The sequence below is a fragment of the Streptomyces sporangiiformans genome, assembly GCF_005768555.2.
Taxonomy (GTDB): domain Bacteria; phylum Actinomycetota; class Actinomycetes; order Streptomycetales; family Streptomycetaceae; genus Streptomyces; species Streptomyces sporangiiformans.
In genome coordinates, this window is sequence record NZ_VCHX02000109.1 from 63133 (window position 1) to 89431 (window position 26299).

Below are 26299 nucleotides of genomic sequence, written 5' to 3' on the forward strand. Positions count from 1 at the left end.
GCCGGTGCGTCATCGCCCGTCGCGTAGGGCTTGTCTCAGGAAACCCGCACGCTGTACCAACACCGGGCCGTACGCCCCCGCGGCGACGGGCGGACGCACCGGCACACGACCCCGACCCACCCACGACACCGCCCACTGACCACTGACCACTGCCCACACAGCGACTTGAGTCGTCGTCAGGCGGCCCGTCAGGCAGATTTTTCCGGGGGCTCCGTGGGACCGGCGTCCTCGGCGGAGCCGAAGGAGTCAGAGGGCAGGAAGTCGTACGGCTCGAATCCGGACCCGTCGGGCAAGGTGGACGGAGGCTCCCGGCGCTGACGCCGACGGGGCAGCCGTACCCACGAGAACCAGGTCCTGGGCGAGGGCAACCGCACCCGGGAGAACCAGGCCTTGGGCGAGGCCAACCGTAGCCACGAGAAGCAGTCCTCGGGCGAGGGCAACCACGTCCGGCACCGCCCGGCCCAGCGCTTCCATCCTCCTGGCTCACGCACGCGCCAGGCCCGCAGCCCGACCGCCACCGGCACCCCCACCACGGCGACCCAGCCCGCCGCCGCAGGCCCCGTCTGCCACCAGACGGGGCCGAAGGCCGTCAGCGCGGCCACCCCGAGGGGCCCACCGGCCAGTGCGGCGAGGGCCGAGAAGCCGAGCCCGCACAGCCCGGCCGCGAGCACCACGGTCCCGGCTGTCCGCAAGAGCGACCAGGCCTCGGCGCGTGCGGGTGCCACCGGCACCGCGGCCGCAGCCGCAGCCGTCGTCGCCGTGGCCGCCGTCACGGCAAACCACGCCACCACCACCCCCGCGGCCAGCGGCACCACCCCCGCCGCCCAGTTCAGCGGCGTGCCCGGGCCCGCCCCCGGTACGGCGGCCAGCAGCGGAAAGGGCGGCAGCATGGGCTCGGGGGACGACGACAGCGGTCCCGTCGCGTGACCGGTGCCGAGGACGAAGCCCGGTCCGAGCGCGTACGCCGCGCCCCACACGGCCGCGTTCGGCAACAGCGCCAAAGCCAGGAACAGTACGGCGAACCTCCCCGACCACCCCTCGGTGAGCTGCGGAAACGAGTCACGCACCGCCCCGCCGTGCCACCCCAGCGACACCCCCACCAGCACGGCCCCGCCCCCGACGAGCACCGCCGCCCCGGCCCCCGCGGCGCGCGCGACAGCCGCGAGAAATCCGTTGGCGGCAAGACGGCGTACGCCGGCGGGGAGAGCGTCGAGGGCACGGCGCACAAGCGGCGGCAAGGGCTCACGCGGGCGCCCGTACGCCGTCCACACGCCGGCCCCCGCGGCGACCACGACGAGCAGCACAGGCCATACGGCGACCGTCCACCACGACGGGCGCAGCTCTCCGCCCGAGGCGTACCCGGCGGCCGCCGCGCAGACCGTCAGGTATCCCGCCACCACGCCGCCCCACGTGCCACGGACGGCGGACGCCCCGCTCTCTTCCCGGCCTCCTGCCACCGCGTACCCGCCCGCCACGTCCTCCTCCGTCACATTCACATCCCCCTCCGCAGCGTCGCGCGCCGCCCGATGGAGCAGCCACGCCGGCAGCGCGAACAGGAGCAGAGGAGTCACGCCGACGGGTGCGGGAACGCCGGAGAGCGTGTCGGTGCGGATGAGTTCGGCGCCGTGCGCGAGCAGCCACAGCGCCGCGGCGACATGGAGCGCACCGCCAGGGCCACTGTCGGGGTACGGCGAGCTGATCCACAGGAGCATGCCGAGCATGGCGAACGAGCCGAGTCCGACCCCCGCCGCGACCACGCCCTCCATGAGGCCGACGGCCAGTCGGGGTGACCGGTCGCGCAACTGGCTGAGCCGGGGCGGCAACGTCCGTCTGCGGTCGGTCATATGGGTCACGACCGCCATGCTCCCAATGACACCGGCTTTCCTGGCGCAACAGGCGAACCTGGGACGTGTCGCTCAATATACGGTCATATGACTTTACGTACGGAGGAGTGCACAGTGACGCAGAGTGCTGCCGACTCGCTGCCGCCCCCCAAGGACCGTCGTCGCCTGCGCAGGGCAAGCTCCCTGAGCCGGGGTCAGGTCGCCGCCAGGCTGGGCGTGAGCCGCAAGACGGTACGGTCCTGGGAAACCGGCCGAGCCACACCGCGGGCGCGCGAGAGAGTGGCGTACACCAAGCTGCTGCGGGGGGACACAACCGCGTCCGCATCCCCGTCCTCGGCCACATCCCCGGCCGGGACCGGAGCCAAGGCAGAGAGCGGGCCGGCCACGGACACCCTCGAACGCCCCAACCCCCCGAACCCCAAAGCCAGGTCGAAGGCCAAGGCCAAGGCCAAGCCCGACCGCGACTGCAACACCGTCCCCAAGCCCCAAGCCAGGTCCAAGGCCAAGTCCAAGCCCAGCCGCAACCACATCCCAAGCCCCAACCCGAACCCCGCCCCCCGATCCGTACTCCGATCCGAACCCCGATCCGAACCCCAGCCCGAACCCACCCTGACGCCCACTCAAGCCTTCGACACGCTCTACACGTTCTGCGCCCCCACCCTCGTACGGCAGGCGTATCTCCTCACCGGTCGCCGCGATCTGGCGTGTGAGTCCGTGGAGCGGGCGTTCCAACTGGCCTGGCAGCGCTGGCCCGAGGTGGCGGCAGACCCGGACCCGGCGGGATGGGCGCGGGCGGCGGCGTACGAGTACGCGACGGCACCCCAGCACCGGCTACGACTCCGGTACCGGACCCCGCAGCCGCCGCCCGCCACCGCGGCCGACCGCCACCTGCTCTCCGTACTGCTGCGCCTGCCGCCCTCGTACCGGCGCACGCTGCTCCTCCACGACGGCCTCGGCATCGGCCTGCCGGAGACCGCGGCCGAGACGGAGGCGACCACGCGCGCGGCGGCGAACCGGCTTCTGCACGCGCGCGAGGCCCTCACCGGCCACTTCCCGGAGCTGGCGGATCCGCACGCGCTGCGGCAACGGCTCAACCAACTCGCGGGCGGGGAGCGGCTGCGGGTCACCACGAAACCCGGCGTCGTACGCGCGGAAAGCGAACACCGCGCCGGCCTCTGGACCCGCGCGGCCATCGCCCTCACGACCGTACTCATCGGCTCTACGGGGCTCACGCTCCTCACGGCACAGGACCACTACGAGCCTCCGATGTCCCCGGTCCAGTCCGTGCTCGGCGTACCCCCACCCGCGGCTCCGGGCCCGCTCTCACCACACCAGGTGGAGCTGCGCAAAAAGCTCAAGGCGCAAAGCATGGGCGGCCCCGCGAGACTGACCCCGGAAGCTCGCTGAAAGTCAGGTGGGCCCGCCCCTTGCCGGGGCGGGCCCACCTGACTTTCAGCTGAAGGAACGTCAGCCGGCGAGCAGCGCCCGCGCCAGCTTCGCCGTCTCGGTCGGCGTCTTGCCGACCTTGACGCCGGCGGCCTCGAGGGCCTCCTTCTTCGCCGCGGCCGTGCCGGAGGAACCGGAGACGATGGCGCCGGCGTGGCCCATCGTCTTGCCCTCGGGCGCGGTGAAGCCGGCGACGTAGCCGACGACCGGCTTCGTCACGTTGGCCTTGATGAAGTCGGCCGCACGCTCCTCGGCGTCGCCGCCGATCTCACCGATCATGACGATCAGGTCGGTGTCGGGGTCGGCCTCGAACGCGGCGAGCGCGTCGATGTGCGTCGTACCGATGACGGGGTCGCCACCGATGCCGACGGCCGAGGAGAAGCCGATGTCACGGAGCTCGTACATCATCTGGTAGGTCAGCGTGCCGGACTTCGAGACCAGGCCGATGCGGCCCGGCTTCGTGATGTCGCCCGGGATGATGCCGGCGTTCGACTGGCCGGGGGTGATCAGACCCGGGCAGTTCGGGCCGATGATCCGCGTCTTGTTGCCCTTCGACTTCGCGTAAGCCCAGAAGGCGGCGGAGTCGTGGACGGCGATGCCCTCGGTGATGACGACCGCGAGCGGGATCTCGGCGTCGATGGCCTCGACGACGGCGGCCTTGGCGAAGGCCGGCGGCACGAAGAGGACGGAGACGTTGGCGCCCGTCTTCTCCATGGCCTCGGCGACCGAGCCGAAGACAGGGATCTCGGTGCCGTCGATCTCGACGGAGGTGCCCGCCTTGCGCGGGTTCACACCACCGACGATGTTCGTGCCGTCGGCCAGCATGAGCTTGGTGTGCTTCATGCCTGTGGCGCCGGTCATGCCCTGGACAATGACCTTGCTGTCCTTGTTGAGGAAGATAGCCATGGCTGTGGTTTTCCCTCGTCCCTTACTTGGCCGCGGCCAGCTCGGCGGCCTTGTCGGCCGCGCCGTCCATGGTGTCCACGCGCTGCACGAGCGGGTGGTTGGCGTCCGACAGGATCTTGCGACCCAGGTCAGCGTTGTTGCCGTCGAGGCGGACGACCAGGGGCTTGGTGACTTCCTCGCCCTTGTCGGCGAGCAGCTGCAGCGCCTGGACGATGCCGTTGGCGACCTCGTCACAGGCGGTGATGCCGCCGAAGACGTTGACGAAGACCGACTTGACGGCCGGGTCACCCAGGATGATCTCCAGGCCGTCCGCCATGACCTGCGCCGAGGCGCCGCCACCGATGTCGAGGAAGTTGGCGGGCTTGACGCCGCCGTGGGCCTCACCGGCGTACGCGACGACGTCGAGGGTGCTCATGACGAGACCCGCGCCGTTGCCGATGATGCCGACCTCGCCGTCGAGCTTGACGTAGTTGAGGTTCTTGGCCTTGGCCGCGGCCTCCAGGGGGTCGGCCGCGTCCTTGTCCTCGAGGGCCTCGTGCTCCGGCTGGCGGAAGTCGGCGTTGGCGTCCAGGGACACCTTGCCGTCGAGGGCGAGGATGTCGCCGGAGGCGACCTTGGCCAGCGGGTTGACCTCGACGAGGAGCGCGTCCTCGGCGACGAAGGTCTTCCACAGGGTCACCAGGACCTCGGCGACCTTCTCGGCGACCTCGGCCGGGAACTTCGCCTGGGCGACGATCTCGCGGGCCTTCTCGATCGACACACCCTCGTTGGAGTCGACCGGGACCTTCGCGAGGGCCTCGGGGGTCTTCTCGGCGACCTCCTCGATGTCCATGCCGCCCTGTACGGACGCCATGGCGAGGAAGGTGCGGTTCGTACGGTCGAGGAGGTACGAGACGTAGTACTCCTCGAGGATCTCCGGAGCCGTCTCGGCGATCATCACCTTGTGGACCGTGTGGCCCTTGATGTCCATGCCGAGGATGTCCGTCGCTCGGGCGACGGCCTCGTCCGGGCTGGAGGCCAGCTTCACGCCGCCGGCCTTGCCGCGGCCACCCACCTTGACCTGGGCCTTGACGACGGACTTGCCGCCAAGACGCTCGGTCGCCGCGCGCGCCCCCTCAGGCGTGTCGATGACTTCACCGGCCAGCACCGGTACACCGTGCTTGGCGAAGAGGTCCCTCGCCTGGTACTCGAACAGGTCCACGCGCGTCCGTCCCTATCAGGTATCTCGCGGTTCGTTGTCTGCGTGGGCGTGCCGCGAGGGCAACGTGACTGCGCGGTCACAAGGAGGGCGTGGGCACGGTGGCCGACACGCGGCATGTCCGTCTCGCAGGTTATCTCCGCTCGCGGCAGGGTCGTAAATCGCAGATCACACCTGAGCGGTGATTACGGTCACAGATTTCGTCGGGGCAGGGCCTCACCAGGCTGGGGTTTGCCTGGTGAGGCCCCTTGAACAACCCTCGAGGAGCGCGCGAAAAGCCCCTCGGGGGTGCAGGGCGGACGGTCCCCACCCCAATGAGGACCCTCCGGCCCTATCCGCAGGTTTCGGCCGGACGGACCGACGGCTTTCGGCTGTCCGGATCCTGGGCCCTGCGGGGTCGGTCGGTCGCCGTACGGGCCGACGGGCGAGCGCGCACGGCGGTCAGTCGGTCGGCACCGGATGGCGGCGGACGCAGACGGCGGCAGACGCCGTCAGATGCCGCCAGGTGCCGTCAGATGCCGTACGTGGAACCCGGCAGGTAGCTCGGGGTGACGGACTCGGCGACGCCCTGGACACCGCCCGCCGCGTTGCCGGCCAGCGGGCCGCCGGCCGTCTCGACGGTCCCGGTCAGGTCCTGCGCGAAGGGCGCGACCTGCCCGGCGACTCCGCCCGCGAACGGCGTGACCTGGTCGGAGACCCCGCCCGCGAACGGGGAGACCTCGCCGGCCACGCCGTACGCGAAGGGCCGCACGTCGCCCGCGACGCCGTACGCCGACGTCGTGGCACTGCCACCGACGCCCTGTACGACGGGCTGGGCATAGCCGACGACGGCCTCCACGACCGGCTGCACCTGGCCGACGGCGTCCGCCGCCACCGGCTGCACCTGACCCACGACACCCTCGGCGAACGGCGGCACCTGCCCGACGACCCCCTGCGCGAAGCGGTCCACCTGCGCGGCCACTCCGTGAGCGAGCGGCGGGACGTCGGCGGCCACCGCGCCCGCGAAGGGCCGCACGTCGCCGACGACGCCGTGCGCGAGCGCGCCCGCGTCACCCACGGCCTGCCCGGCGACCGGCACCACGCCGTCCACAGCGGTGCCGGCGACGGGCGGCAGCACGGACGCGGCGGTCTCGTCGGTGAGCTGCCCCACGACTCCGGTCGCGTAGGGAGCCACGTCGCCGACGACGCCGTGCGCGTACGGGGCGGTCTCGGAGACGACACCGTCGGCGTACGCCTGTACGTCGCCCGCGACTCCGTAGCCCAGCGCGGTCGCGGTGCCCACGGCGTGATCCGCGACGGGCACGGCACCGTGGACGGACTGATCGGCGACGGGCACGACTCCGTGGACGGCGTCGCCGGCGACGGGCGGCAGCACAGAGACGGCGGTCTCGTCGACGACCGGAGCGGCGGTCCCCTGGATGCCCTGGACGGTGGAGGGGATGCCGGCGGCGGTGGCCTGAGCCCGGGCGGTGGCGGCGCTGACAGTCGTCCGGGCCTGACCGTGAGCGGCGGCGACAGTCGTCCGGGCCTGGGCGGGGGCGGCGTTCGCGGTCTGGCGGGCGGTGGCGACCGTCTGCTGGACCTTGGCCTGGGCACCGGACGGTACGCCCGCCGCGGCGCGCTGGGTGGCCGTGAGCTTCGTCTCCGCTGCGGCGAGCGCCTGCTCCAGCTCCGGAGCGAACGCCGACAGCGGACCGAAGAGGTAGTCGACCTCGTCCTGAGGACGGCCGGCGTCGGACACCGTGCCCGCCGCCCAGGCCCCGGCCTGGGCCTGGGCCTGAGCCTGGGCCTTGCCCTTGGACTCGGCATCGGCATCGGCATCGGCATCGACCTTGGATTTGGCCTCCTGGGCGGCCGAGGCGACCGAGGACGGGGCGGTCTGCGCGGCGGTCCGCGCCCGCGCGACCTGGTGGGTGGGCACCTCACCCTCGACGTACTGGCGGGCCTGATCGGCCGCCTGCGTCCTCGCGTCGACGGTCGACTTGGCCTTGGCGGTCGCACCGGTGGCGGTGTTGCGCGCCTTGGCGGTCGTGTCACCCGTGACGTCGGCGACCGTGTCCGTGACGGTGGAGACGTCCTCCTGGGCGTCACCGACCGTGCCGGCCACGTCGTCCACGGACAGGGCGGCGTCGGGTACGGAGGCGTTCGACTTGGGCAGTTCGTCAGCGCCGGCGACGGCGGAGCCGAGCGCCCACGCACCGGTGACACCGGCGGCTATGACAATGGAACGGCGAATGTTCTTGTGCATACGTGCGTCAGATCCTTCGGGATACCGAGGCTTCGGGAGTTCGGGACTTCGGGAGTGGAGGGCTTCCGGTGTCGGATGCGGTGCCGATTCGTGCCGGTCCAGGGAGTGGGGACCGGTGTGACGGCAACGGCTCCGGGCCAGATCCCGTTGGCTTGCGTCCGGAGTTCGGAGGGAGGTCCGGACGACGGGCAGACCTGTGCCGCCCCCGCGCGGCAGGTCAGCGGGGGAAGGGCTGCCCTAGCCGGGGAAAACGGGAATGTCCCGGTGCCTGTCCCGGGTCTCGGCCACGGTCACTGCCGCGGCGGTACCGGGCACGAGCCTGAGCTGTGCCCGGTCGTTGAACGTGACGGCCTGCGCATCGCCGTGCCGCGACGAACCGTTGTCGGTCGCGGAACCGTGCCCCAACGCACCCTTGGAGTCACCGTTGGGCGCCGGTCGCGCGAACGACTGCGCGCCCCGCGCACCCTCGTCGTTGTCGCGCACGCCGGCATCGGGCGCCGTGTGGCCGCCGGTGAACTGCGGCCCGTGCACGCCCGTGCTCTCGTCGCCGGGGCTCTCCCCGGCATCGAGCCCGGTTGCCCCGTGCTCTTCCGCCACCCCATCGGGCTGCTGCGGCGTCGAACCGACCGGCAGCGTCTGGCCCGGGAAGGCGGGCAGAGCGGGCAGCCCCGGCAGGTACGGAGAGCTGGGAAAGGCGGGGAGTTCGGACTCGGGCGGCCACCACGACGACGCGGGCGGCTCGGCAAACCCATCCGCGACCTGATCCACCACGTCACCAATAGGCCGTACGACCCGCTCGGCGGCCGGGCGTACGACGCGCTGGACTCCGCCGGTCACCGGGGCGGTCGCCTCGTGGACGAAACCCTCGGGACCCGCGGAGCCCACGGGGCCAACAGGAGCAACGGCGCCGGTGTGTGACGGTGCCTCAGCACGGGACCCCGACTGGGACTTGGCCGCGGGCGCGGGCGCGGGCAGAGCGTCGTCCAGGCCATGGAGCCCGGTGGCCCTCGGGCTCGACACCGCCGACTCCGCGCCCTCGGCACCCTCGGAGTTCCGAGCGCTCTTCGCCTTCTTCGCGTCCTCGGCGCCCTGCGTGACCCGTTCGGCCGAACGGGTCACGGCACGCTCGGCCGAACCCTGAACGGACCGGACCGCTTCCGCCGGCCTCACATCGGGTGCCACACCGTCCGCCGCGTACGCCCGCTCCCCGCACAGCAGCCCCAGCACGAACAAGCCGCCCAAGAACAACCCCACTTGAAGCACACGCCACCCAGCCGCGTTACGCGTCACGCGCAAGGCAGCACCGGGCAGTGCGGCTGACAGGGTCAAAGCGGGGAGAGCCTCCCGTGCGGCGGGACGAGTCAGGACGATGGCGGAACACAGCGCACCGTTGAAGACGCGATGATCCTCCACGGGACTCCCGAGGTTGCGCAAGTCCCCCGTTACCGTTGGGTAGTCATGTCCGGTTTTTCATGGACGGCCCCCTCATTCCCCCTTTTACTGGCCCGGACTCCCCGAGTCTGGTATGGGAAGCGGGCGCTTCTCGATCGCCGCCGCCATCACCTCCGGGAAGAGGTCGGGCGTACAGGCGAACGCCGGTGCGTCCAGCGCCGCGAGCGCCGCCGCGTGCTCACGGTCATAGGCGGGCGCCCCCTCGTCGGACAACGCGAGCAGCGTCACGAACTGCACCCCGGACGCCTTCATCGCCGCTACCCGCTTCAGCATCTCGTTCCGTATGCCTCCCTCGTAGAGGTCGCTGATGAGGACGACCACGGTGTCGGCGGGGCGGGTGATCTGCGACTGGCAGTACGCGAGCGCCCTGTTGATGTCCGTGCCACCGCCGAGCTGCGTGCCGAAGAGGACATCGACCGGGTCGTCGAGCTGGTCGGTGAGGTCGACGACGGCCGTGTCGAAGACGACGAGCCGGGTGCTGATGGAGCGCATCGAGGCCAGTACGGCCCCGAAGACCGACGCGTAGACGACGGACGCCGCCATCGAGCCCGACTGGTCTATGCAGAGGATGACTTCCTTCTTCACGGACTGGGACGCGCGCCCATACCCGATGAGCCGCTCCGGCACGATGGTCCGGTATTCCGGCAGGTAGTGCTTGAGGTTGGCCGAGATCGTGCGGTTCCAGTCGATGTCGTGGTGGCGCGGCCGGCTGATGCGCGCGCTGCGGTCGAGGGCTCCGGTGAGCGTGGCCCGTGTGCGGGTCGCGAGCCGCTTCTCCAGGTCCTCGACCACCTTGCGTACGACGGCCCGTGCCGTCTCCTTGGTCGTCTCGGGCATCGCCTTGTTCAGCGACAGCAACGTGCCGACCAGGTGGACGTCGGCCTCCACCGCCTCCAGCATCTCCGGCTCCAGCAACAGCGTGGACAGCCCGAGCCGGTCGATGGCGTCCCGCTGCATGACCTGGACGACGGACGACGGGAAGTACGTCCGGATGTCCCCCAGCCACCGGGCAACGGACGGCGCGGAAGCCCCCAGCCCCGCCGACCGGTCCTTCCCCGCCCGAGCCTTGCCGCCCCCGGACCCGTACAACGCCCCCAGTGCCCCGTCCATCCCGGCATCACGCCCGCCCAGCGCACACCCGGTAGCGTCCGCGTCCGCCCCACCGAGCACCAACCGCCAGCGCCGAAGTCGCTCGTCGGAGGCACCGGACGCGTCGGTCGCGCCGTCCCCGCCCGTCACTTCCGTACTCATCGGGTTCGTGCTCATCAGGACACCCCCACAAGGTCGTTGTCGTCGGTGGCGGTCGGCTCGTCCAGGCCCAGCAGCAGGTGCAGCACCGGGAGGACGGCGTCCGCGCGCTCGGTGTCTAGCTCGGGGTCGAAGCCCGGTGGGGCGGAGGTGGGCGCTGCGTTCCCCCGCACGCCCGGCCCGCGCCGCACGAGCTCGCCGAGGGTGCGGCGCACGCCCGGCTCGTACGCCGAGAAGGTGCGCCGCAGCAGCGGCAGCACATCGGTGAACGCGTCCGCCGGTACCCCCGTCAGCCACGCGTCGACCAGCCCGAGCAGCCGCTCGTCGTGCACGAGCAGCATCCCGCCCCCGGAGCCCCCGCCGACGAACCCCTCGATCCACGCCGCCGCGTCCCCGGGCGCCGTCCCCGGCGACAGCACCAGCCCCATGAGCCGCGCTGCCTCGTCCTGCGCCAGCTCCCCGTCGTCCAGGAGCAGTCGGACGGCACGCCCGCGAATGACTCCGGGGATCGTGTCGCGCGTGGCGAGCGTACGCAGCACGGAGTGCCAACGGGCGCGTATGCCGGAGCGGGTCCCCGCGGCACGCGCGCCGTCGGCCTCGCCGGCCGGCACCGCCGCCGTGGCGACCTCCCCCAGCAACCCCACGGCCCCGTGCACCGCGTCGACATGTCCCCGCATCTCCTCGGCCGCCTCCGCGTCGAGGGCGGCGCAGGCCGGGGGCAGGCCGACGAAGACACGCTCGGCGAGCCCCACGGCGACCTCGGCCAGCGCATGCGTCCCCGTGCCGCGTACGTCGCCGTAGCGCAGCGAGCGGACCAGGGCGGGCAGGGCCTGGGCGAGGTGGCCCACATCCGCGTCGAGGGCAGCGCGATCGGCGAGGATCCGCATCACCACTGGGAGGGCGTCCGGGAGTTCGGCCAGCAGGCAACGCTCGGCGAGGGCCGTGACATCGGCCAGGGCGCGTGCGGCGACGGCGTCCGCCTCGGCCTTCGCGGTCGCGGCGGCGAGCACCGTGGTGCCCCACACCCCGGCCTCGGCGACCCGCACCGCCAACTCCGGTTCCCAGCGCAGTCGCCAGGCCTCCCGGAACGTGCCGGTGCTTCCGCGTGACTCTGCGGGCGCACCCCACTCGATGCCCAGGAGCCGCAGCCGGTGCAGCAGCCTGCTGCGCTCGGCGTCGTTCTCCTTGCGCAGGTCGAGCTCCAGTTCCCGCTCCAGCGCCTCCGGTTTGAGCCTCAGCCGCCGCTGGAGCCGGGCGAGGTCACGCTGCAGCGGCACCGCCGGCGCCGACGCGGGAACCTCGCCCAGTACATCGCCGACGACGAGCCGGTCATGCACCAGCGTGAGCGGCACGTCCGAGCCCTCGCACATCACGGCCCGTACGGCGTCGGTGGTCTCGGTCAGTCCCGGCAACGGCCGGCCACGCATCGCGGCGAGCGTGTCGGCGAGCCGTACCGCCTCGATGACGTGCGCGGACGAAATGATCCGGTCCTCGTCGCGCAGCAGCCCGGCCACCTTCGTCATCCAGCGCTCGATCGGGCGGTCGGGGGCGCTGAACAAGTGCCCGTACCAGCCGGGCGAGTCGATGCCCGCGCCGTAACCGCTGATCCGTGAGAGCCGCCGGTGCGTCCAGGGCACCCATGTCATGGCGACCTTTGCCTTGGGCAGCCCTCTGAGCAGGGCACGGTCGGCCGCGACGGTCGCCTTCCGCCGCAACGCGGGCACATGCCACGCCCCGCACACCACGGCCACGTCGTCCCCGAACTCCCGCTGTGCTGTCCGCACTTGGAGCCGCATATACGCCTCCCGCACGAGGTCCCGGTCGTGTCCCCCGCTCCCGTACGCCTCCCGCAACGCACCCATGGCCTCAGCGAGCACCGCGAACGGACCGAACGCCTCCCCGTCCTGGACCCCCCGGTGCTCGATCACGTCCTCCCACCACCGCTCGGGGTCGTCGTATCCGGCGGTCTCGGCGAGTACGGCGAGGGGATCGATCCGGAGGGCTTCGTCAGGCGAGGACTCGCCGGGGGCTTGGGCCGCGTCCTCCGGTCCGCTCGGTGTGGCGGACGCGTCCGGCGCCTCGTCCTCCCTCCCCCACACCAATGTGTGCGTGGCCGGGAGGTCGATGAAGCGGGCCGGAACGTCGTGCTCCAGAGCCCAGCGGATGGCCACCCACTCGGGTGAGAACTCGGCCAGCGGCCAGAACGCCGACCGGCCCGGCTGGTCCACCACATGCGCGAGAAGCGCGACGGGTGGCTGCATGCCCTCGTCGGCGGCCAGCGCGATCAACGCGTCGGCCTCCGGCGGCCCTTCGACGAGCACCACGCGAGGGCGCGCCGCCTGGAGCGCCGCCCGCACGGCCCGCGCCGAACCGGGCCCGTGATGCCGCACCCCAAGCAGCAAGGGCCCGTCACTGTGCCCCCCGCGGCTGTCCGCCACGTGCGTCGACTCCGGCGCTGCGGCCTCCGGCAGGAATCCGCTCATGCGCTCACCTCGCGGCAGGCCCGGTAGAAGTCCTTCCAGCCGTCGCGCTCGCGGACGACCGCCTCCAGGTACTCCTGCCAGATGACGCGGTCGGCCGCAGGATCGCGGACGACGGCGCCGAGAATGCCCGCGGCGACGTCACTCGGGCGCAGGACGCCGTCCCCGAAGTGGGCAGCCAGAGCCAGCCCGTTGGTGACGACGGAGATGGCCTCCGCGGTCGACAGCGTGCCGCTGGGCGACTTCAGCTTCGTACGACCGTCCGCGGTGACGCCGTCGCGCAGCTCACGGAAGACGGTGACGACCCGGCGGATCTCGTCGATGCCGTCCGGCGCGGTCGGCAGGTCGAGGGAGCGGCCCATCTGGTCGACCCGGCGCGAGACGATGTCGACCTCGGCGTCGGCGCTCTCCGGCAGCGGCAGCACCACCGTGTTGAAGCGGCGGCGCAGGGCGCTGGACAGGTCGTTGACCCCGCGGTCGCGGTCGTTCGCGGTGGCGATGAGGTTGAAGCCGCGTACGGCCTGCACCTCCTGGCCCAGTTCCGGTATCGGGAGGGTCTTTTCCGACAGGATCGTGATGAGGGTGTCCTGAACGTCGGCGGGGATACGGGTCAGCTCCTCGACACGCGCCGTCATCCCTTCCGACATGGCGCGCATGACCGGACTCGGCACCAGCGCGTCGCGGCTCGGGCCGTGCGCGAGCAACTGCGCGTAGTTCCAGCCGTACCGGATCGCCTCCTCCGGCGTGCCGGCCGTGCCCTGCACGAGGAGGGTCGAGTCACCGCTGACCGCCGCGGCCAGGTGCTCGGACACCCATGTCTTCGCCGTGCCGGGCACGCCGAGCAGGAGCAGCGCCCGGTCGGTCGCGAGCGTGGTGACGGCGACCTCGACGATGCGGCGCGGTCCCACGTACTTCGGAGTGATCACTGTGCCGTCCGGCAGTGTGCCGCCGAGCAGGTAGGTCGCGACGGCCCACGGCGACATCCGCCAGCGGGCCGGGCGCGGGCGGTCGTCCTGCGCGGCCAGCGCCGCGAGCTCGGCGGCGAACGCGTCCTCGGCGTGCGGCCGTAGCGCCTCGTCCTTCTTGCCCGCGGGCGCCTGCGCGGCCGTATCCGCGCTCGCGCTCGTGTTCGCGGGCGCGGACTCATTCCGGCTCGGGTCGACGGACGTCTGGTCAACGGAAACAGGCATGGCTAAGTCCCCCTCCAGCTCGGCCGGTGTCGGCCGGTTCGGATCTGGTGTCCACCGTGCACCACACCACTGACAATGCGCTCCGACCTGCGCAAACGCGGTCGCGGCGGTCGATTGTCAGTGGTGGGATCTACCTTCGATTGCATGACTCAGCAGGGGGTGCGCTGGACCGCGGATCAGGTGCTTGCACTGGCGCCTGACGCCGCGTCACGCAAAGCGGGAAGCAAACTCGGCGCGGCGGGGCCGTGGTCGGAGGCGGGCAGTTCTGACGAGGGGACGGTGTGGGGGCTGTGCCGGGGCAGTGGCAGCAAGCCGTATCAGACGGTCATCGACATCGCGGACTCGACCGGGCCCGCGTACAAGTGCAGTTGCCCGAGCCGCAAGTTCCCGTGCAAGCACGCGTTGGGACTGCTGCTGCTCTGGGCGGGCGAGGACGGGACGGTGCCGCGGGGGCAGGCGCCGGACTGGGCCGAGCAGTGGATGGAGGGGAGAAGGAGGCGCGCGGAGGAGAAGCGGACGACGAGCGGGGCGTCCGGTGCTTCGACGGGTGATCCGGAGGCGGCGCGGCGCCGGGCGGAGCGGCGGGCCGAGCGGATCACGGCGGGCGCGGCGGAGCTGGAGCAGCGGCTGACCGACCTGCTGCGCGGTGGTCTGGCGGCGGCCGAGCAGGCGGGGTACGGGCTGTGGGAGGAGACGGCGGCCCGGATGGTCGACGCCCAGGCACCGGGGCTGGCCGCGCGGGTACGGGAGTTGGGGGCGATCCCGTCCTCCGGGCCAGGCTGGCCGGTGCGGCTGCTCGAGGAGTGCGCCCTGCTCCACCTCCTCGACCAGGGCTGGCTGCGCCGTGAGCGACTGCCGGAGGGACTCGGCGCGACGGTCCGTTCACGGATCGGGCTGTCCGGCTCGGCGGACGGCCCGCCGGTGCGCGACCGCTGGCTGGTCCTCGCCCAGTACGACACGGGGGACAGCCGCCTCACGACGCGCCGCATCTGGTTGTACGGCGCGGAGTCGGGACGCAGCGTGCTGCTCCTGTCGTACGGAGCCGCCGGCCGCGCACCCGAACTGGCGCTGCCCGTGGGACTGGTCCTGGACGCGGAGGTGTCCGCGTATCCGGGCGAGGGTCAGCTGCGGGCGGCGCTGGGCGAGCAGTTCGCGCCTCCGGCGCCGGTGGTGCTTCGGCCGCCCGGGGTGAGTGTGGCGCGGGCGACGGCTCTGTACGGCGAGGCCCTTCGACACGACCCGTGGCTGGACGCCCACCCGGTGACACTGGGCCGGGTCATACCGACCCCGGACGGCGAATCGTGGCAACTCGCCGACGCGGACGGCGACTCGGCGCTGCCCCTCACCACCGCCGCGTCGTCCCGCTCCGGGCTGTGGCGCCTGGTCTCGCTGTCCGGAGGCGCTCCGGTCACGGTCTTCGGAGAGTGCGGCCACCGCGGATTCACTCCGCTCGCGGCCTGGCCGGAGGGCCCCGGGGAGGCGGTGACGCTGTGCTGACGTCCCAGCGCCCGCTCTCTCCTCCCGCCCTCTCCCCACCATCGAGCCACATCGATTCCGTACGGAAGGGACGCGCATGAACAGGCTCCTCACTCCCACGGATGCGCCCACCGGGAGCTCCTGGGAGGAGCTCGTGACCGTGGCGCTGCTCGGGACCGAGCGGCGGACGCCTCCGGGGGTGGCGCCCGGGCGGGAAGCGCCGGGGGCACTGCTCGACGCGGCGGCCGTGCAGACGGTGCGCCGGAGGGCCGGGTTGCGGCCGGGACGGGCGGCAACGCGACTGGCGCCGGCGGTGGAGGACCCGCGGCCGGCGCTACCGCCCGCGGCGGCGCGCAGGCTGTCGATGCTGCTCGCCGACCGGCCCGGCGCCGGGAGCGGCGGCCGCAGAGGGGCGACGCCCGATCTCATGGAGTTGCTGCCGCAGTGGCTCACGATGGCGAACCGGCGCGGATTCGCGGCACCCCCGGAAGCGCTGCCCGCGCTCCTGGACGCCGCCCGGGGGCGTACGGATCTGCGCCCGGCGGCGCTGGCGTTCGCGGGACCGCGTGCGCTGTGGCTGGCGCGGCTGAACCCGGACTGGCGGTTCGCGCTGCGTTCGACACCGGGTGGGGGCGCCGCGCTGCCCGGCGCCGGAGAACGGGAACGGATTGAGCGGTTGTGGCAGGAGGGGCTGTTCGCCGAGCGGGTGGCGCTCCTCGCGGCGATACGGGCGCGTGACGCGGCGGCCGCGCGCGAGCTGCTCGCCACGACGTGGGCGACGGAGCGGGCCGAGGACCGGCTGATGTTCCTGGACTCGCTGCGGACGGGGCTGTGCGCGGCGGACGAGCCGTTCCTGGAACAGGCGTTGGCCGACCGCAGCCGCAATGTGCGGGCCACGGCGGCGGAGTTGCTGTCCGCACTGCCGGGTTCGGCCCTTGCCGGGCGGATGGCGGAGCGGGCCGGCTCGTGCGTTGCCGTCGACCACACGAGCGGCACGCCGACCATCGCGGTCGAGGCCCCGCCCGAGTGCGATGCGGGCATGGAGCGCGACGGGGTGGTGGCCAAGGCTCCGGCGGGGCGGGGTGAACGGTCCTGGTGGCTGGGCCAGTTGGTGGAGGCGGCACCGCTCGGGACCTGGTCGCGGCGGTTCGGGGGGCGTACGCCCGAGGAGATCGTGGCACTGCCCGTGGCGGACGACTGGCAGGGTGAGCTGCATGCCGCGTGGTGCCGGGCGGCGGTGCGACAGCGTGATCCTTCTTGGTCCAGGGCGCTGCTGGGCGCCCCCACCGCGCCCGAGGCCGGGGGGCCGGGGGCGGTGTCGCTGGCCGAGCGGGCGAAGTTGCTCGGCACGTTGGGGGGCGAGGAGCGGGCCGAGTGGGTGGCGGGGTTCATCGCGGTGCACGGGTTGTCCGAGGCGTTCCAGTTGCTCGGGGTGTGCGCGGTGCCGTGGGCTCCGCCTCTGGGGCGGGCTGTTGTGGACGCGCTCAATATCGCTCGGGACGCGGGGAGTTATCCGTGGAGTTTCAGCGGAGTCATGGGGCTGGCCGAGCGCTGCCTCGATCCGTCGGAGGCGGTCCGCCTGGAGGCCCTCACGGCCGTCCCCGACGAACCCGAGAACGCGTCGCCCGGTGCCGGGGGCTACTGGGCGGAGTCCTTCCAACGCCTCGTCAGCACGTTGCGCTTGCGCGCGGCGATGCGGTCCGAACTGTCGTGAGCCCGCCTTCTGCCGGTGGCCGACTGCGGTGAGTGGGGGTGCGCCTTTCCAGGGGGCGCTGGGGAAACGAGGGTGAGTGGGGCGCGCCCTTCAGGGGCGCGGGGAACTGCGCGACCAGCCACAACCGACCCGCAGCCGAAAGACGACCCCGGGGGCCTGGGGGCGCAGCCCCCAGTTTCGGGAAGGGGTGGGGTTGGGGAGGGAAAAACCCACCCCACCCGGCGGAGCCCTACGCCTCGGCCGGCTGCCGCACGTTCGCGCGGACCCAGGACACGATCGATGCCGTCGTCGCGCCGGGTGTGAAGATCTCGGCGACGCCCTTTTCCTTGAGGAGCGGAATGTCCGCTTCGGGAATGATGCCGCCGCCGAAGACCTTGATGTCCTCGGCGTCGCGCTCCTTGAGGAGTGCGATGACGGCGGCGAAGAGCGTGTTGTGGGCGCCGGAGAGAATGGAGAGCCCGATCGCGTCGGCGTCCTCCTGGATCGCGGTGTCGACGATCTGCTCGGGCGTCTGGTGAAGGCCCGTGTAGATGACCTCCATACCCGCATCGCGCAGCGCCCGCGCGATCACCTTGGCCCCGCGATCATGGCCGTCAAGCCCCGGCTTGGCCACCACTACTCGGATCGGACCGGCTGCCACACCCATCACTGCTGCCTCCATGAACCGACTGCCCCGGTCTGCAGAGAATCGATCTGCAGAGATCTGTATCGACCTGTACCGGCTTGTAACGACTGATAGCACCCCGCGGCGATGGCAGCGACTCGTCGGCTCAGCGTCGACGCGTCGCGGCCGCTCCACCTCAGATGTACCCCAGCGGCACAGGCACCCCGCACCGCGCGGCCGGGGAAGTGAACGAACGTTATCGCCAGCATCCCTCAACCGGCAGTTTCACGGTGGATACCGAGGGGGAAATCACACAGTGGGACAAGTTCGCAGCGCACCGATCCCGCATCTGCGACACAAGGGCCGCAGCCGGACCGGGCGCAGAGGGAGCTGCCACGAGATCGCCGCACCGGCGTCATCCACGCCGCCTGTGCGGCGTCGTTTTCACTCGTGACGGTTTCCTATGAGGGCACACGGGGGACAGGGGCGTCCTTCCGTGCGCCGACGGGAGGTCGACCATGAAGGTCACCAGGGCAGTGTTGCCGTTCCTGCCGCTGTGCCAGCGTCTGCTCCCCAGCAGACTGGCGGGACTCTCACTGACTCTCCTGAAGGCGACGGCCCTGGAGATCGCGATCCTCGCGGGACATCTGCTCCTCTATCCCTCAGGCATCATCCAGGAGCAGCGATCGCCCGCCCCCGGCACCCGCACCGGTGCCGGCTCCGGGCTCGACCCCGACGACATCGCCCACGACTCCGGCGGCGAGTCCGACGCCTCCCGCCTGCCCGTCCCGGTCCATCCCCCGGTCGTACTGCTGCATGGGTTCATAGACAACCGCTCCGTGTTCGTGCTGCTGCGCCGCTCGCTGGCCCAGCACGGCAGGCAGCAGGTCGAGTCGCTCAACTACTCACCGCTGACCTGCGACATACGCACCGCGGCCGAACTGCTCGGCCGGCACATCGAGGAGATCTGCGAGCGCACCGGCCGGCACGAGGTGGACATCGTCGGGCACAGCCTCGGCGGACTGATCGCGCGCTACTACGTACAGCGCCTGGGAGGTGACGTCCGCGTACGGACGCTCGTCACGCTGGGCACACCGCACTCGGGCACCGCCGTCGTACCGCTGATGAACGCGCACCCGATCGTGCGGCAGATGCGGCCCGGCTCCGCCGTGATCGAGGAGCTGCGTGAGCGCGCGCCGCACTGCCGGACCCGGTTCGTGAGCTTTTGGAGCGACCTCGACCAGTTGATGGACCCGCTGGAGACCGCCTGTATCGAGCATCCCGACCTGCTCGCGCAGAACGTTCGCGTGAGCGGGATCGGCCATCTCGCGCTGCCCGTGCATCCGGCCGTCGCGGCGGGCATACGGCAGGCACTCGAAGCCGAGGAGCCGGGAGCCCGCACAGCCGCACACACCAACGGCCTGACCGTGGCATAAACGTCTCCGGGTGTCGGCGAGCGCCTCCGAACACCTCTGAGCGTTCCGGAGCATCTCCGATTCTTCGAACATGCGTCGAACGCCAGGCCAAAGCCGCGTCCGCAGTCCGCCGAAAGACGGTCGAATGCCCGTTTCCTGCGCGGGGGAAACCTGCCGAAGATTGTCGCGCCCGCGTACTGCCGGGTACAGTCACCGCACTGCTCTGCCAGCCCCTGTCGTCGAGGCGAAAGAGAAGTTGGTGAACGACCGTCACCCGTCGGGGACCGCAACTCCCCCGGCTCCGGCTCCCGATGCCGCCTCGGCGCACTACGCGTCCTACGGTCAACAGGGATCCCAGTACGGCGACTTCACCACGTACGACGGCTACTCCACCACTGGTTTTGACGCGACCGCCACGGGCGCCTACGACACGACGGGCACCTACGCGACCACAGCCTTCGAGACGGACCCCCTCTTCGGCGACCTGCCGGGCAGCGGCACCGGTTCGTACGACGCCACTCAGTGGTCCAACGGTTCCCACGAGACGCTCGGCGAGCACCACCAGACGCCGCACTACGACCCGTACACGGCCCAGCACCTCTCCGCGTACGACACCGGCAGCTATGAGACGACGGGTATCTGGCCGGAGGCCACCGGTTACCAGCAGCTCGCCGAGATCCCGACCCAGGCCCCCGGCCCCGAAGCCACCGGCCAGTGGGACGCGAACGCCTGGCACCAGGCCGAGCCGGTCGACCAGAACCAGCAGTGGGGCACGCAGACCTTCGACACGGGCGCGTACGACGCGACGGCGTGGAACTCCGACGGCGACCATCAGCCGCACGAGTCCTACGACCAGCACGAGTCCTACGAGCACGAGTCCTACGACCAGCAGGCCACAGCCGCCTTCGAGCACATCGGGTACGACGAACCGATGGCCGCCGAGGGCGACTTCACTTCCTCCGACGACCCGGACAGCGCCACCAGCGCCGACCCGGGCACGGGCAGCACGGGCACGCACGAGGATTTCCCGCCGTTCGACGATGTCGAAGGGGTCGAGGAGATCAGCCCCGTCGCCGCCACCATCGTCGCCCCGGCCCCACGTTCGGCCTCCCGCAGTGCAGGCCGTGGAGCCGCCCGTTCCCGCCGTCGCACTCCGCCCAAGCGTTCCGCGCTGCTGACGGTCGTCGTGCCCTCCGCGTGTGTGGTGGGGGTGGCCGGGATCGCGGCCGCGTCCGTGGGCGCCGGAAGCGAGAGCGACGCCCCGCAGACGACCGCCGCGCCCGACGCGAGCGCCGTCAAGCCGTCGGCCGCCAACAACAAACTGGACACCCAGCTCGAAAGCCTCTCCGCGGGAGCCGACGACTTCGCCGACCGCGCGAGCCGCACGCAGGAGCGTATCGACCTCAAGGCCCAGCAGGAGGCCGAGAAGAAGAGGGCGGCGGCCGAGGCGGCCCGCAAGGAGCGTCTGCGTCCGAAGTTCGCGCTGCCGGTCGCCCAGAAGGGGCTCAGCGCCTACTACGGCCAGTCCGGCATCAACTGGATGTCCGTACACACCGGCATAGACTTCCCCGTCTCGTACGGCACGACCGTGATGGCGGCGACCGACGGCACGATCCGTACGGAGTGGAACAGCGCGTACGGGAACATGGCGGTCGTGACCGCCAAGGACGGCACGGAGACGTGGTACTGCCACCTCTCCAGCTACAAGGTCGCTTCCGGGACCGCCGTGAAGGCCGGCGACCCGATCGCATTCTCGGGCAACTCCGGCAACTCGACCGGCCCGCATCTCCACTTCGAGGTACATCCGGGCGGCGGCGACGCGATCGACCCGCTGCCGTGGCTGCGCAGCCACGGCTTGAACCCGAACTGAGCAACGCGTCCGTTGCCGCGGTGGCCGTCCCCGGGGCCCCGCCCATAGCCCCTCGGAATCGGCCGGCGGCCCCGTTACTAGAGCTTCTCCACCGGCGCGTACCGCAGAAGAAGTCGCTTCGGCTTCGGTTCCCCGAAGTCGATCGTCGCCTCCGCGTTCGCCCCTGTGCCCTTCACGCCGACCACGGTGCCGAGCCCGAACTGGTCGTGCGTGACCCGGTCACCCACCGCCAGCGACACCACCGGCTTCTCGGTGGCGCCGCCACGCCGCGTAGCGAAGCCGGACGCGCCCGAGGCCGCCGACCGGGAGCGGGAGGACGACAGGGAGGCCGCCACCCCGGCCACCGGGCCGGCGGCCATCGACCCCATGGACGCCGTCCGCTTCCACTCCAGATGCGTGTCCGGGATCTCCTCCAGGAAGCGGGACGGCGGGTTGTACGAGGGCTGCCCCCAGGCACTGCGCATCGTCGACCGTGTCAGGTACAGCCGCTCCCGCGCGCGCGTGATGCCGACGTACGCCAGCCGCCGCTCCTCCTCCAGTTCCTTGGTCTGGCCGAGAGCGCGCATGTGCGGGAAGACGCCGTCCTCCATGCCGGTCAGGAACACCACGGGGAATTCGAGGCCCTTGGCGGTGTGGAGGGTCATGAGCGTGATGACGCCGGAGCCGTCCTCCTCCTCGTCCGGGATCTGGTCGGAGTCGGCGACGAGAGCGACCTGCTCCAGGAAGTCGGACAGCGTGCCTGTCTCGCCCTCCGCGCGCTCCTGCTCGAACTCCATGGCCACGGCGGCGAGTTCCTGGAGGTTCTCGATGCGGGTCTCGTCCTGCGGGTCCGTGGAGGCCTGCAACTCGGCGAGGTAGCCGGTGCGTTCGAGCACCGCCTCCAGGACCGTGGCCGGACCGGCGCCCGAGTCCACGATGGTCCGCAGGTCCTCCATCAGCGTGTTGAACCGCTTGACGGCGTTCGTGGAGCGGGCCGCCATGCCGTACGCCTCGTCGACGCGGCGCAGCGCCTGCGAGAAGCTGATCTTCTCCCGCGACGCGAGCGCGTCGATCATCGCCTCGGCGCGCTCGCCGATGCCGCGCTTGGGTACGTTCAGGATGCGGCGCAGGGGGACGGAGTCCTCGGCGTTGGACAGGACCCTCAAGTACGCGAGGACGTCCCGGACCTCCTTGCGCTCGTAGAAGCGGACGCCGCCGACGACCTTGTAGGGCAGGCCGACCCGGATGAAGATCTCCTCGAAGACACGGGACTGCGCGTTCGTCCGGTAGAAGACGGCGACGTCGCCCGCCTTCGCGTCACCGGAGTCCGTCAGCCGGTCGATCTCCTCGGCGACGAACTGCGCCTCGTCGTGCTCCGTGTCGGCGACGTAGCCGGTGATCTGCGCGCCCGCGCCCGCGTTGGTCCACAGGTTCTTGGGGCGGCGGCTCTCGTTGCGCTCGATGACCGCGTTGGCGGCGCTGAGAATCGTCTGCGTGGAGCGGTAGTTCTGCTCCAGGAGGATCGTCGTCGCGTCCGGGTAGTCCTCCTCGAACTGGAGGATGTTGCGGATGGTCGCGCCGCGGAAGGCGTAGATGGACTGGTCGGCGTCACCGACGACGCACAGCTCGGCGGGCGGGACGTCGTACTCGCTGGGCGGTACGTCCACGGGGTGCTCGGAGGTGCCGACGAGTTCCCGTACGAGGGCGTACTGCGCGTGGTTCGTGTCCTGGTACTCGTCCACGAGGACGTGGCGGAAGCGGCGGCGGTAGTGCTCGGCGACGTCCGGGAAGGCGCGCAGGAGGTTGACCGTCGTCATGATCAGGTCGTCGAAGTCGAGGGCGTTCGCCTCGCGCAGCCGCGACTGGTAGAGCGCGTACGCCTGGGCGAGGGTCTTCTCGAAGCCGTCGGCGGCCTGGCTCGCGAAGTCCTCCTCGTCGATCAGCTCGTTCTTCAGGTTCGAGATCTTGGCGCTGAAGGACTTGGGCGGGAAGCGCTTCGGGTCGAGGTCGAGATCACGGCAGACCAGGGCCATGAGGCGCTTCGAGTCGGCGGCGTCGTAGATGGAGAACGACGAGGTGAAGCCGAGCTTCTTCGACTCCCTGCGCAGGATGCGGACGCACGCGCTGTGGAAGGTCATCACCCACATCGCGTGGGCACGCGGGCCGACGAGCTGCTCGACGCGCTCCTTCATCTCACCGGCGGCCTTGTTGGTGAAGGTGATCGCGAGGATCTGGCCCGGGTGCACCTTCCGCTCGCCCAGCAGATACGCGATCCGGTGCGTGAGCACACGGGTCTTCCCGGAGCCGGCGCCGGCCACGATGAGCAGGGGTGCGCCGGAGTGCACGACGGCCGCGCGCTGGTTCTCGTTCAGCCCCTCCAGGAGCGCCGCGGCGTCCACGTGCGGCCGCGGGGCGCCGTCGCGGTAGTACTCGTCCCGGTTCGGCGGCACGTCGAAGCGGCCGCCGAACAGGTCGTCCGGAACCGGCTCCGGCGCCTCGTCCTCGGGCGGCGGCGGGGGCTCTTCCTCGTGGGCCTGCGAGGGCTTGAGGTCCGCCAGGAAGCTGTCATCAAAGAGGCTGCTCATCGCTCTCCGAGTCTAGGCTCCCGCACTGACACCTCGCCGCCCCCCTGAGAACTCCGCCAGGACTCCGCGCAGAACTCGGCGCGGACCGGGACCCGCCGAGCCCCCTCACCCTCCATCGTTGCCCTGTTACTTTCGGCGACGAACGGGGTAGAGAGCTCGTACGCCGATCTTGCGGCGCCGGGCCGGGGGGCGTCGGGCACGGCGCACAGGTTGCACCATACGTACCGTAAGTACCATGCGCCCCCTTGAGCCCGCGCGTCGGCGCCGGGACGCCCTCGGCCGGGTCGACTCGGCCCTAGTACCCCGAAATCGGGGGGACTCCGTCACTCCGGGGCAACTGGCCGCAGACCCTCCCGGATTGACCTCGGTAAGCGGCGGTTGAGGAAAAGGTCACGAAAACGTATCGGGCAATTCGCTCACCAACCTTCACAGGAGCCACACCCGTTGGCTAACTTTCCAGTGGGCCGCTCGACACCCACCGGCGAACGTCGCCGGGCCGTGCGGCCTCCGCTGAGTCCGGTACGCCCTTCTGGGCCGACGGAGCCGGGGACCCAATGACCTTGGGGTGAATCGGTCCAACTCCCTCAGGGGAGCAAGGACCGTAGGGCAAACCTTCCGGAGCACCCGCCCGAACCCGACAGCTAACTCGGTAGGCGGACGACGGAAGGAGTCGCCCTCGTGGCGTCGCACCGCAAATTGCGGACCCCCAGTAGTCCCATGGGCATACGGACCCCTGCCCTGGCCACCGCCGCCCTCACCTCGGTGGCCCTGCTCTCGCAGTCGGCGAACGCCTCGCCCGCCGCGGAGCCGAGGCCGAGCCTCGACGAGGTCCAGAAAAAGGTGGACGACCTCTACCAGCAGGCGGAGACGGCCACCGAGAAGTACAACGGGGCCAAGGAGAAGACCACAAAGCAGCGCAAGCGCGTCGACACCCTCCTGGACGACGTGGCCGAGCGCACGCAGAAGCTCAACGAAGCGCGCGAGGAACTCGGTGAGTTCGCGGCCGCGCAGTACCGCACCGGCGCCTCCGCCCCCGGCACCGCGACCATGTTGCTCGCGGACGACCCGCAGGACTACTTCGACCAGACCCAGCTGATGGACCGGCTGACCAGCCGCCAGAAGCAGGCCGTCGACGACTACGCGACGCAGCAGGCCGCGACGACGAAGAAGCGTCAGGAGGCCACGGAGAGCCTGGAGACGCTCAACAAGACGCAGAGCACCCTGAAGAGTTCCAAGGCGGAGGTCCAGCGGAAGCTCGCCGAGGCGCGCGAGCTGCTCTCCCAGCTGACCGCCGAGGAGAAGGCGCGGCTCGCGGCGATCGAGAAGAAGAGGCAGGAGGAGGCCCGGCGCAAGGCGGAGGAACTGGCGCGGCAGCAGGCCGCCGCGGAGGAGGAGAGGCAGCGCCAGGAGCAGCTGGCCCAGCAGGAAGCGGCCGGCGCTTCCGGCTCGGGCACCTCCACCGGCTCGGGCAGCACCGCGGGGACCAGCACCTCCACCTCCACCTCCAAGGGCGAGAAGGCGCTCGCCTTCGCCGAGGCCCAGACCGGCAAGCCGTACGTCTGGGGCGCGACCGGCCCCGACTCCTACGACTGCTCCGGTCTCACCCAGGCCGCCTGGAAGGCCGCCGGCGTCACCCTCCCGCGCACCACCTGGGACCAGGTCAACGTCGGCACGACGGTATCGGTCGCCAACGCCCAGCCCGGCGACCTCATCTTCTTCTACGACGACATCAGCCACGTCGGCATCTACAAGGGCGACGGCATGATGGTCCACGCCCCGAAGCCGGGGGAGTACGTCCGCGAGGAGTCGATCTACTACATGCCGATCCACAGCGTCGTCCGCCCGGCGTGAGCCACGCGCGCGTGCGGGCTTTCATGCGGCACGCGCGCGTGGGCATCACCTGGTGACGCCCGGGCCCCGGCGAGGGGCGGCTGCTTTCTGGTCCCTGTCAGGTCCAGAGAACCGCGATGAAGATGTTCGCGATGGTCAGACCGCCCACCAACCCGAACAACCCCTTCTCCGCCCTCTCCTCGTCCCGTTTCACGTACACGAGCCCGAGAATCACGATCAGCAACGCCAGCTTCACGCCGATCTTGATGTTGTTGACGGGCTGGTCGTCGGCCTGGTTGAGGCCCACCAGGACGACGCCGGTGACCAGCATGGTCAGGGCGCCGTGGAGCATCGCGGGGCTGAAGCGGGCCGTTCCCTCACCCATCGCCTTCATCTGGGTGAGGAAGCCGCCGAGGAGTGAGGCGATGCCGATGATGTGCAGCGCCACGAAGAGATGGATGAGTACGTCCATGACGCCGGAGCCTAATCGCAGGCTCTGAGGCCGCCTCGCACGGCCCCCGTACCCCTCGGCGGGCCCATAGCAGCGCCGCGCCGACCCCGCCCCCGCAACCGCCGGATCGGTCACCGCTCCTCGCCAACTCGTCGGCGGCAGGCCAGGATCACGGTCGCATCCGTTCAGTGCGCGACTCGCTCCCGCCAGTTCCGTACATGGCGTTACCAACCCCTCACTCTCAGGTTTAGCGTCCTTCACCAGGTGACCGGCGTCCCACCCGCCGCCCGGCCAGGGGCGGCAGCCGGACACCACCGCCGAGAAAGGTCCGGCGGCGGCCCGCTCCCCCTGTGCGGGCCGCCG

At 71.4% G+C, this 26299-nt stretch carries 17 protein-coding genes and 1 riboswitch; of the genes, 6 read left to right on the top strand and 11 right to left on the bottom strand.

Annotated features, from left to right (window positions below; all coding sequences use genetic code 11):
- Window positions 1-188: 188 nt before the first annotated feature.
- Window positions 189-1862 (bottom strand): cell division protein PerM, encoded by a 1674-nt coding sequence (locus FGD71_RS13150; RefSeq protein WP_119100600.1) that lies wholly within the window; start codon window positions 1860-1862, stop codon window positions 189-191.
- Between the two features lie 96 nt (window positions 1863-1958).
- Between FGD71_RS13150 and FGD71_RS13155 the strand changes: the two genes are divergently transcribed.
- The gene (locus FGD71_RS13155) at window positions 1959-3251 is read left to right on the top strand and encodes a helix-turn-helix domain-containing protein (protein ID WP_240436562.1); all 1293 of its coding nucleotides are present in this window, start codon (window positions 1959-1961) and stop codon (window positions 3249-3251) included.
- A 60-nt stretch (window positions 3252-3311) separates the two neighbouring features.
- Here the strand turns inward: FGD71_RS13155 and sucD are convergent, their stop codons facing one another.
- The 7 genes from sucD to FGD71_RS13190 form a co-directional block, all read right to left on the bottom strand.
- Window positions 3312-4196 carry a succinate--CoA ligase subunit alpha gene (sucD, locus tag FGD71_RS13160; RefSeq protein ID WP_119100602.1) on the bottom strand — a complete coding sequence of 295 codons (885 nt, stop codon included), beginning with the start codon at window positions 4194-4196 and terminating at the stop codon, window positions 3312-3314.
- Window positions 4197-4218: 22 nt separating this feature from the next.
- Window positions 4219-5397, bottom strand: coding sequence for an ADP-forming succinate--CoA ligase subunit beta (sucC, locus tag FGD71_RS13165; RefSeq protein WP_119100603.1), 1179 nt, complete (start codon window positions 5395-5397; stop codon window positions 4219-4221).
- Between the two features lie 508 nt (window positions 5398-5905).
- Window positions 5906-7642 carry a hypothetical protein gene (locus FGD71_RS13170; protein WP_119100604.1) on the bottom strand — a complete coding sequence of 579 codons (1737 nt, stop codon included), beginning with the start codon at window positions 7640-7642 and terminating at the stop codon, window positions 5906-5908.
- Between the two features lie 237 nt (window positions 7643-7879).
- Window positions 7880-8896 (bottom strand): hypothetical protein, encoded by a 1017-nt coding sequence (locus tag FGD71_RS13175; RefSeq protein WP_119100605.1) that lies wholly within the window; start codon window positions 8894-8896, stop codon window positions 7880-7882.
- Between the two features lie 243 nt (window positions 8897-9139).
- Window positions 9140-10345: a VWA domain-containing protein gene (locus FGD71_RS13180; RefSeq protein ID WP_119100606.1), complete on the bottom strand. Its 1206-nt coding sequence runs from the start codon at window positions 10343-10345 to the stop codon at window positions 9140-9142.
- 14 nt (window positions 10346-10359) lie between these two features.
- A complete protein-coding gene (locus FGD71_RS13185; RefSeq protein ID WP_219925788.1) occupies window positions 10360-12825 on the bottom strand; it encodes a DUF5682 family protein in 2466 nt (821 codons plus the stop codon).
- A complete protein-coding gene (locus FGD71_RS13190; RefSeq protein WP_119100607.1) occupies window positions 12822-14012 on the bottom strand; it encodes an ATP-binding protein in 1191 nt (396 codons plus the stop codon). Before FGD71_RS13190 ends, FGD71_RS13185 begins: the two co-directional genes overlap by 4 nt.
- A 144-nt stretch (window positions 14013-14156) precedes the next feature.
- On the opposite strand from FGD71_RS13190, the gene FGD71_RS13195 reads away from it, so the two are divergent.
- Both FGD71_RS13195 and FGD71_RS13200 read left to right on the top strand, forming a co-directional pair.
- Entirely contained in the window at window positions 14157-15509 is a 1353-nt protein-coding gene (locus tag FGD71_RS13195; RefSeq protein ID WP_119100608.1) for an SWIM zinc finger family protein, read from the top strand.
- A gap of 76 nt (window positions 15510-15585) precedes the next feature.
- On the top strand, window positions 15586-17202 hold the full coding sequence (locus tag FGD71_RS13200; RefSeq protein WP_119100609.1) for a DUF5691 domain-containing protein: 1617 nt from the start codon (window positions 15586-15588) through the stop codon (window positions 17200-17202).
- Window positions 17203-17431: 229 nt separating this feature from the next.
- Here the strand turns inward: FGD71_RS13200 and icmB are convergent, their stop codons facing one another.
- Window positions 17432-17848 carry a coenzyme B12-dependent isobutyryl CoA mutase small subunit gene (gene icmB / locus FGD71_RS13205; RefSeq protein ID WP_119100610.1) on the bottom strand — a complete coding sequence of 139 codons (417 nt, stop codon included), beginning with the start codon at window positions 17846-17848 and terminating at the stop codon, window positions 17432-17434.
- A gap of 476 nt (window positions 17849-18324) precedes the next feature.
- Here icmB and FGD71_RS13210 point away from each other — a divergent pair, with 476 nt between their 5' ends.
- Together FGD71_RS13210 and FGD71_RS13215 are read left to right on the top strand one after the other, a co-directional pair.
- Entirely contained in the window at window positions 18325-19242 is a 918-nt protein-coding gene (locus FGD71_RS13210) for a lipase family alpha/beta hydrolase (protein ID WP_119100611.1), read from the top strand.
- A 238-nt stretch (window positions 19243-19480) separates the two neighbouring features.
- On the top strand, window positions 19481-21091 hold the full coding sequence (locus tag FGD71_RS13215; RefSeq protein WP_240436563.1) for a M23 family metallopeptidase: 1611 nt from the start codon (window positions 19481-19483) through the stop codon (window positions 21089-21091).
- 77 nt (window positions 21092-21168) lie between these two features.
- On the opposite strand, the gene pcrA is transcribed toward FGD71_RS13215, so the two are convergent.
- Entirely contained in the window at window positions 21169-23655 is a 2487-nt protein-coding gene (gene pcrA / locus FGD71_RS13220; RefSeq protein WP_119100613.1) for a DNA helicase PcrA, read from the bottom strand.
- Between the two features lie 498 nt (window positions 23656-24153).
- Window positions 24154-24326: riboswitch (cyclic di-AMP (ydaO/yuaA leader) on the top strand.
- Between the two features lie 7 nt (window positions 24327-24333).
- On the opposite strand from pcrA, the gene FGD71_RS13225 reads away from it, so the two are divergent.
- Window positions 24334-25506, top strand: a complete 1173-nt coding sequence (locus FGD71_RS13225; RefSeq protein WP_119100614.1) for a C40 family peptidase — start codon at window positions 24334-24336, stop codon at window positions 25504-25506.
- A gap of 97 nt (window positions 25507-25603) precedes the next feature.
- Here the strand turns inward: FGD71_RS13225 and FGD71_RS13230 are convergent, their stop codons facing one another.
- Window positions 25604-25957: a hypothetical protein gene (locus FGD71_RS13230; protein ID WP_119100615.1), complete on the bottom strand. Its 354-nt coding sequence runs from the start codon at window positions 25955-25957 to the stop codon at window positions 25604-25606.
- Between the last annotated feature and the right edge of the window lie 342 nt (window positions 25958-26299).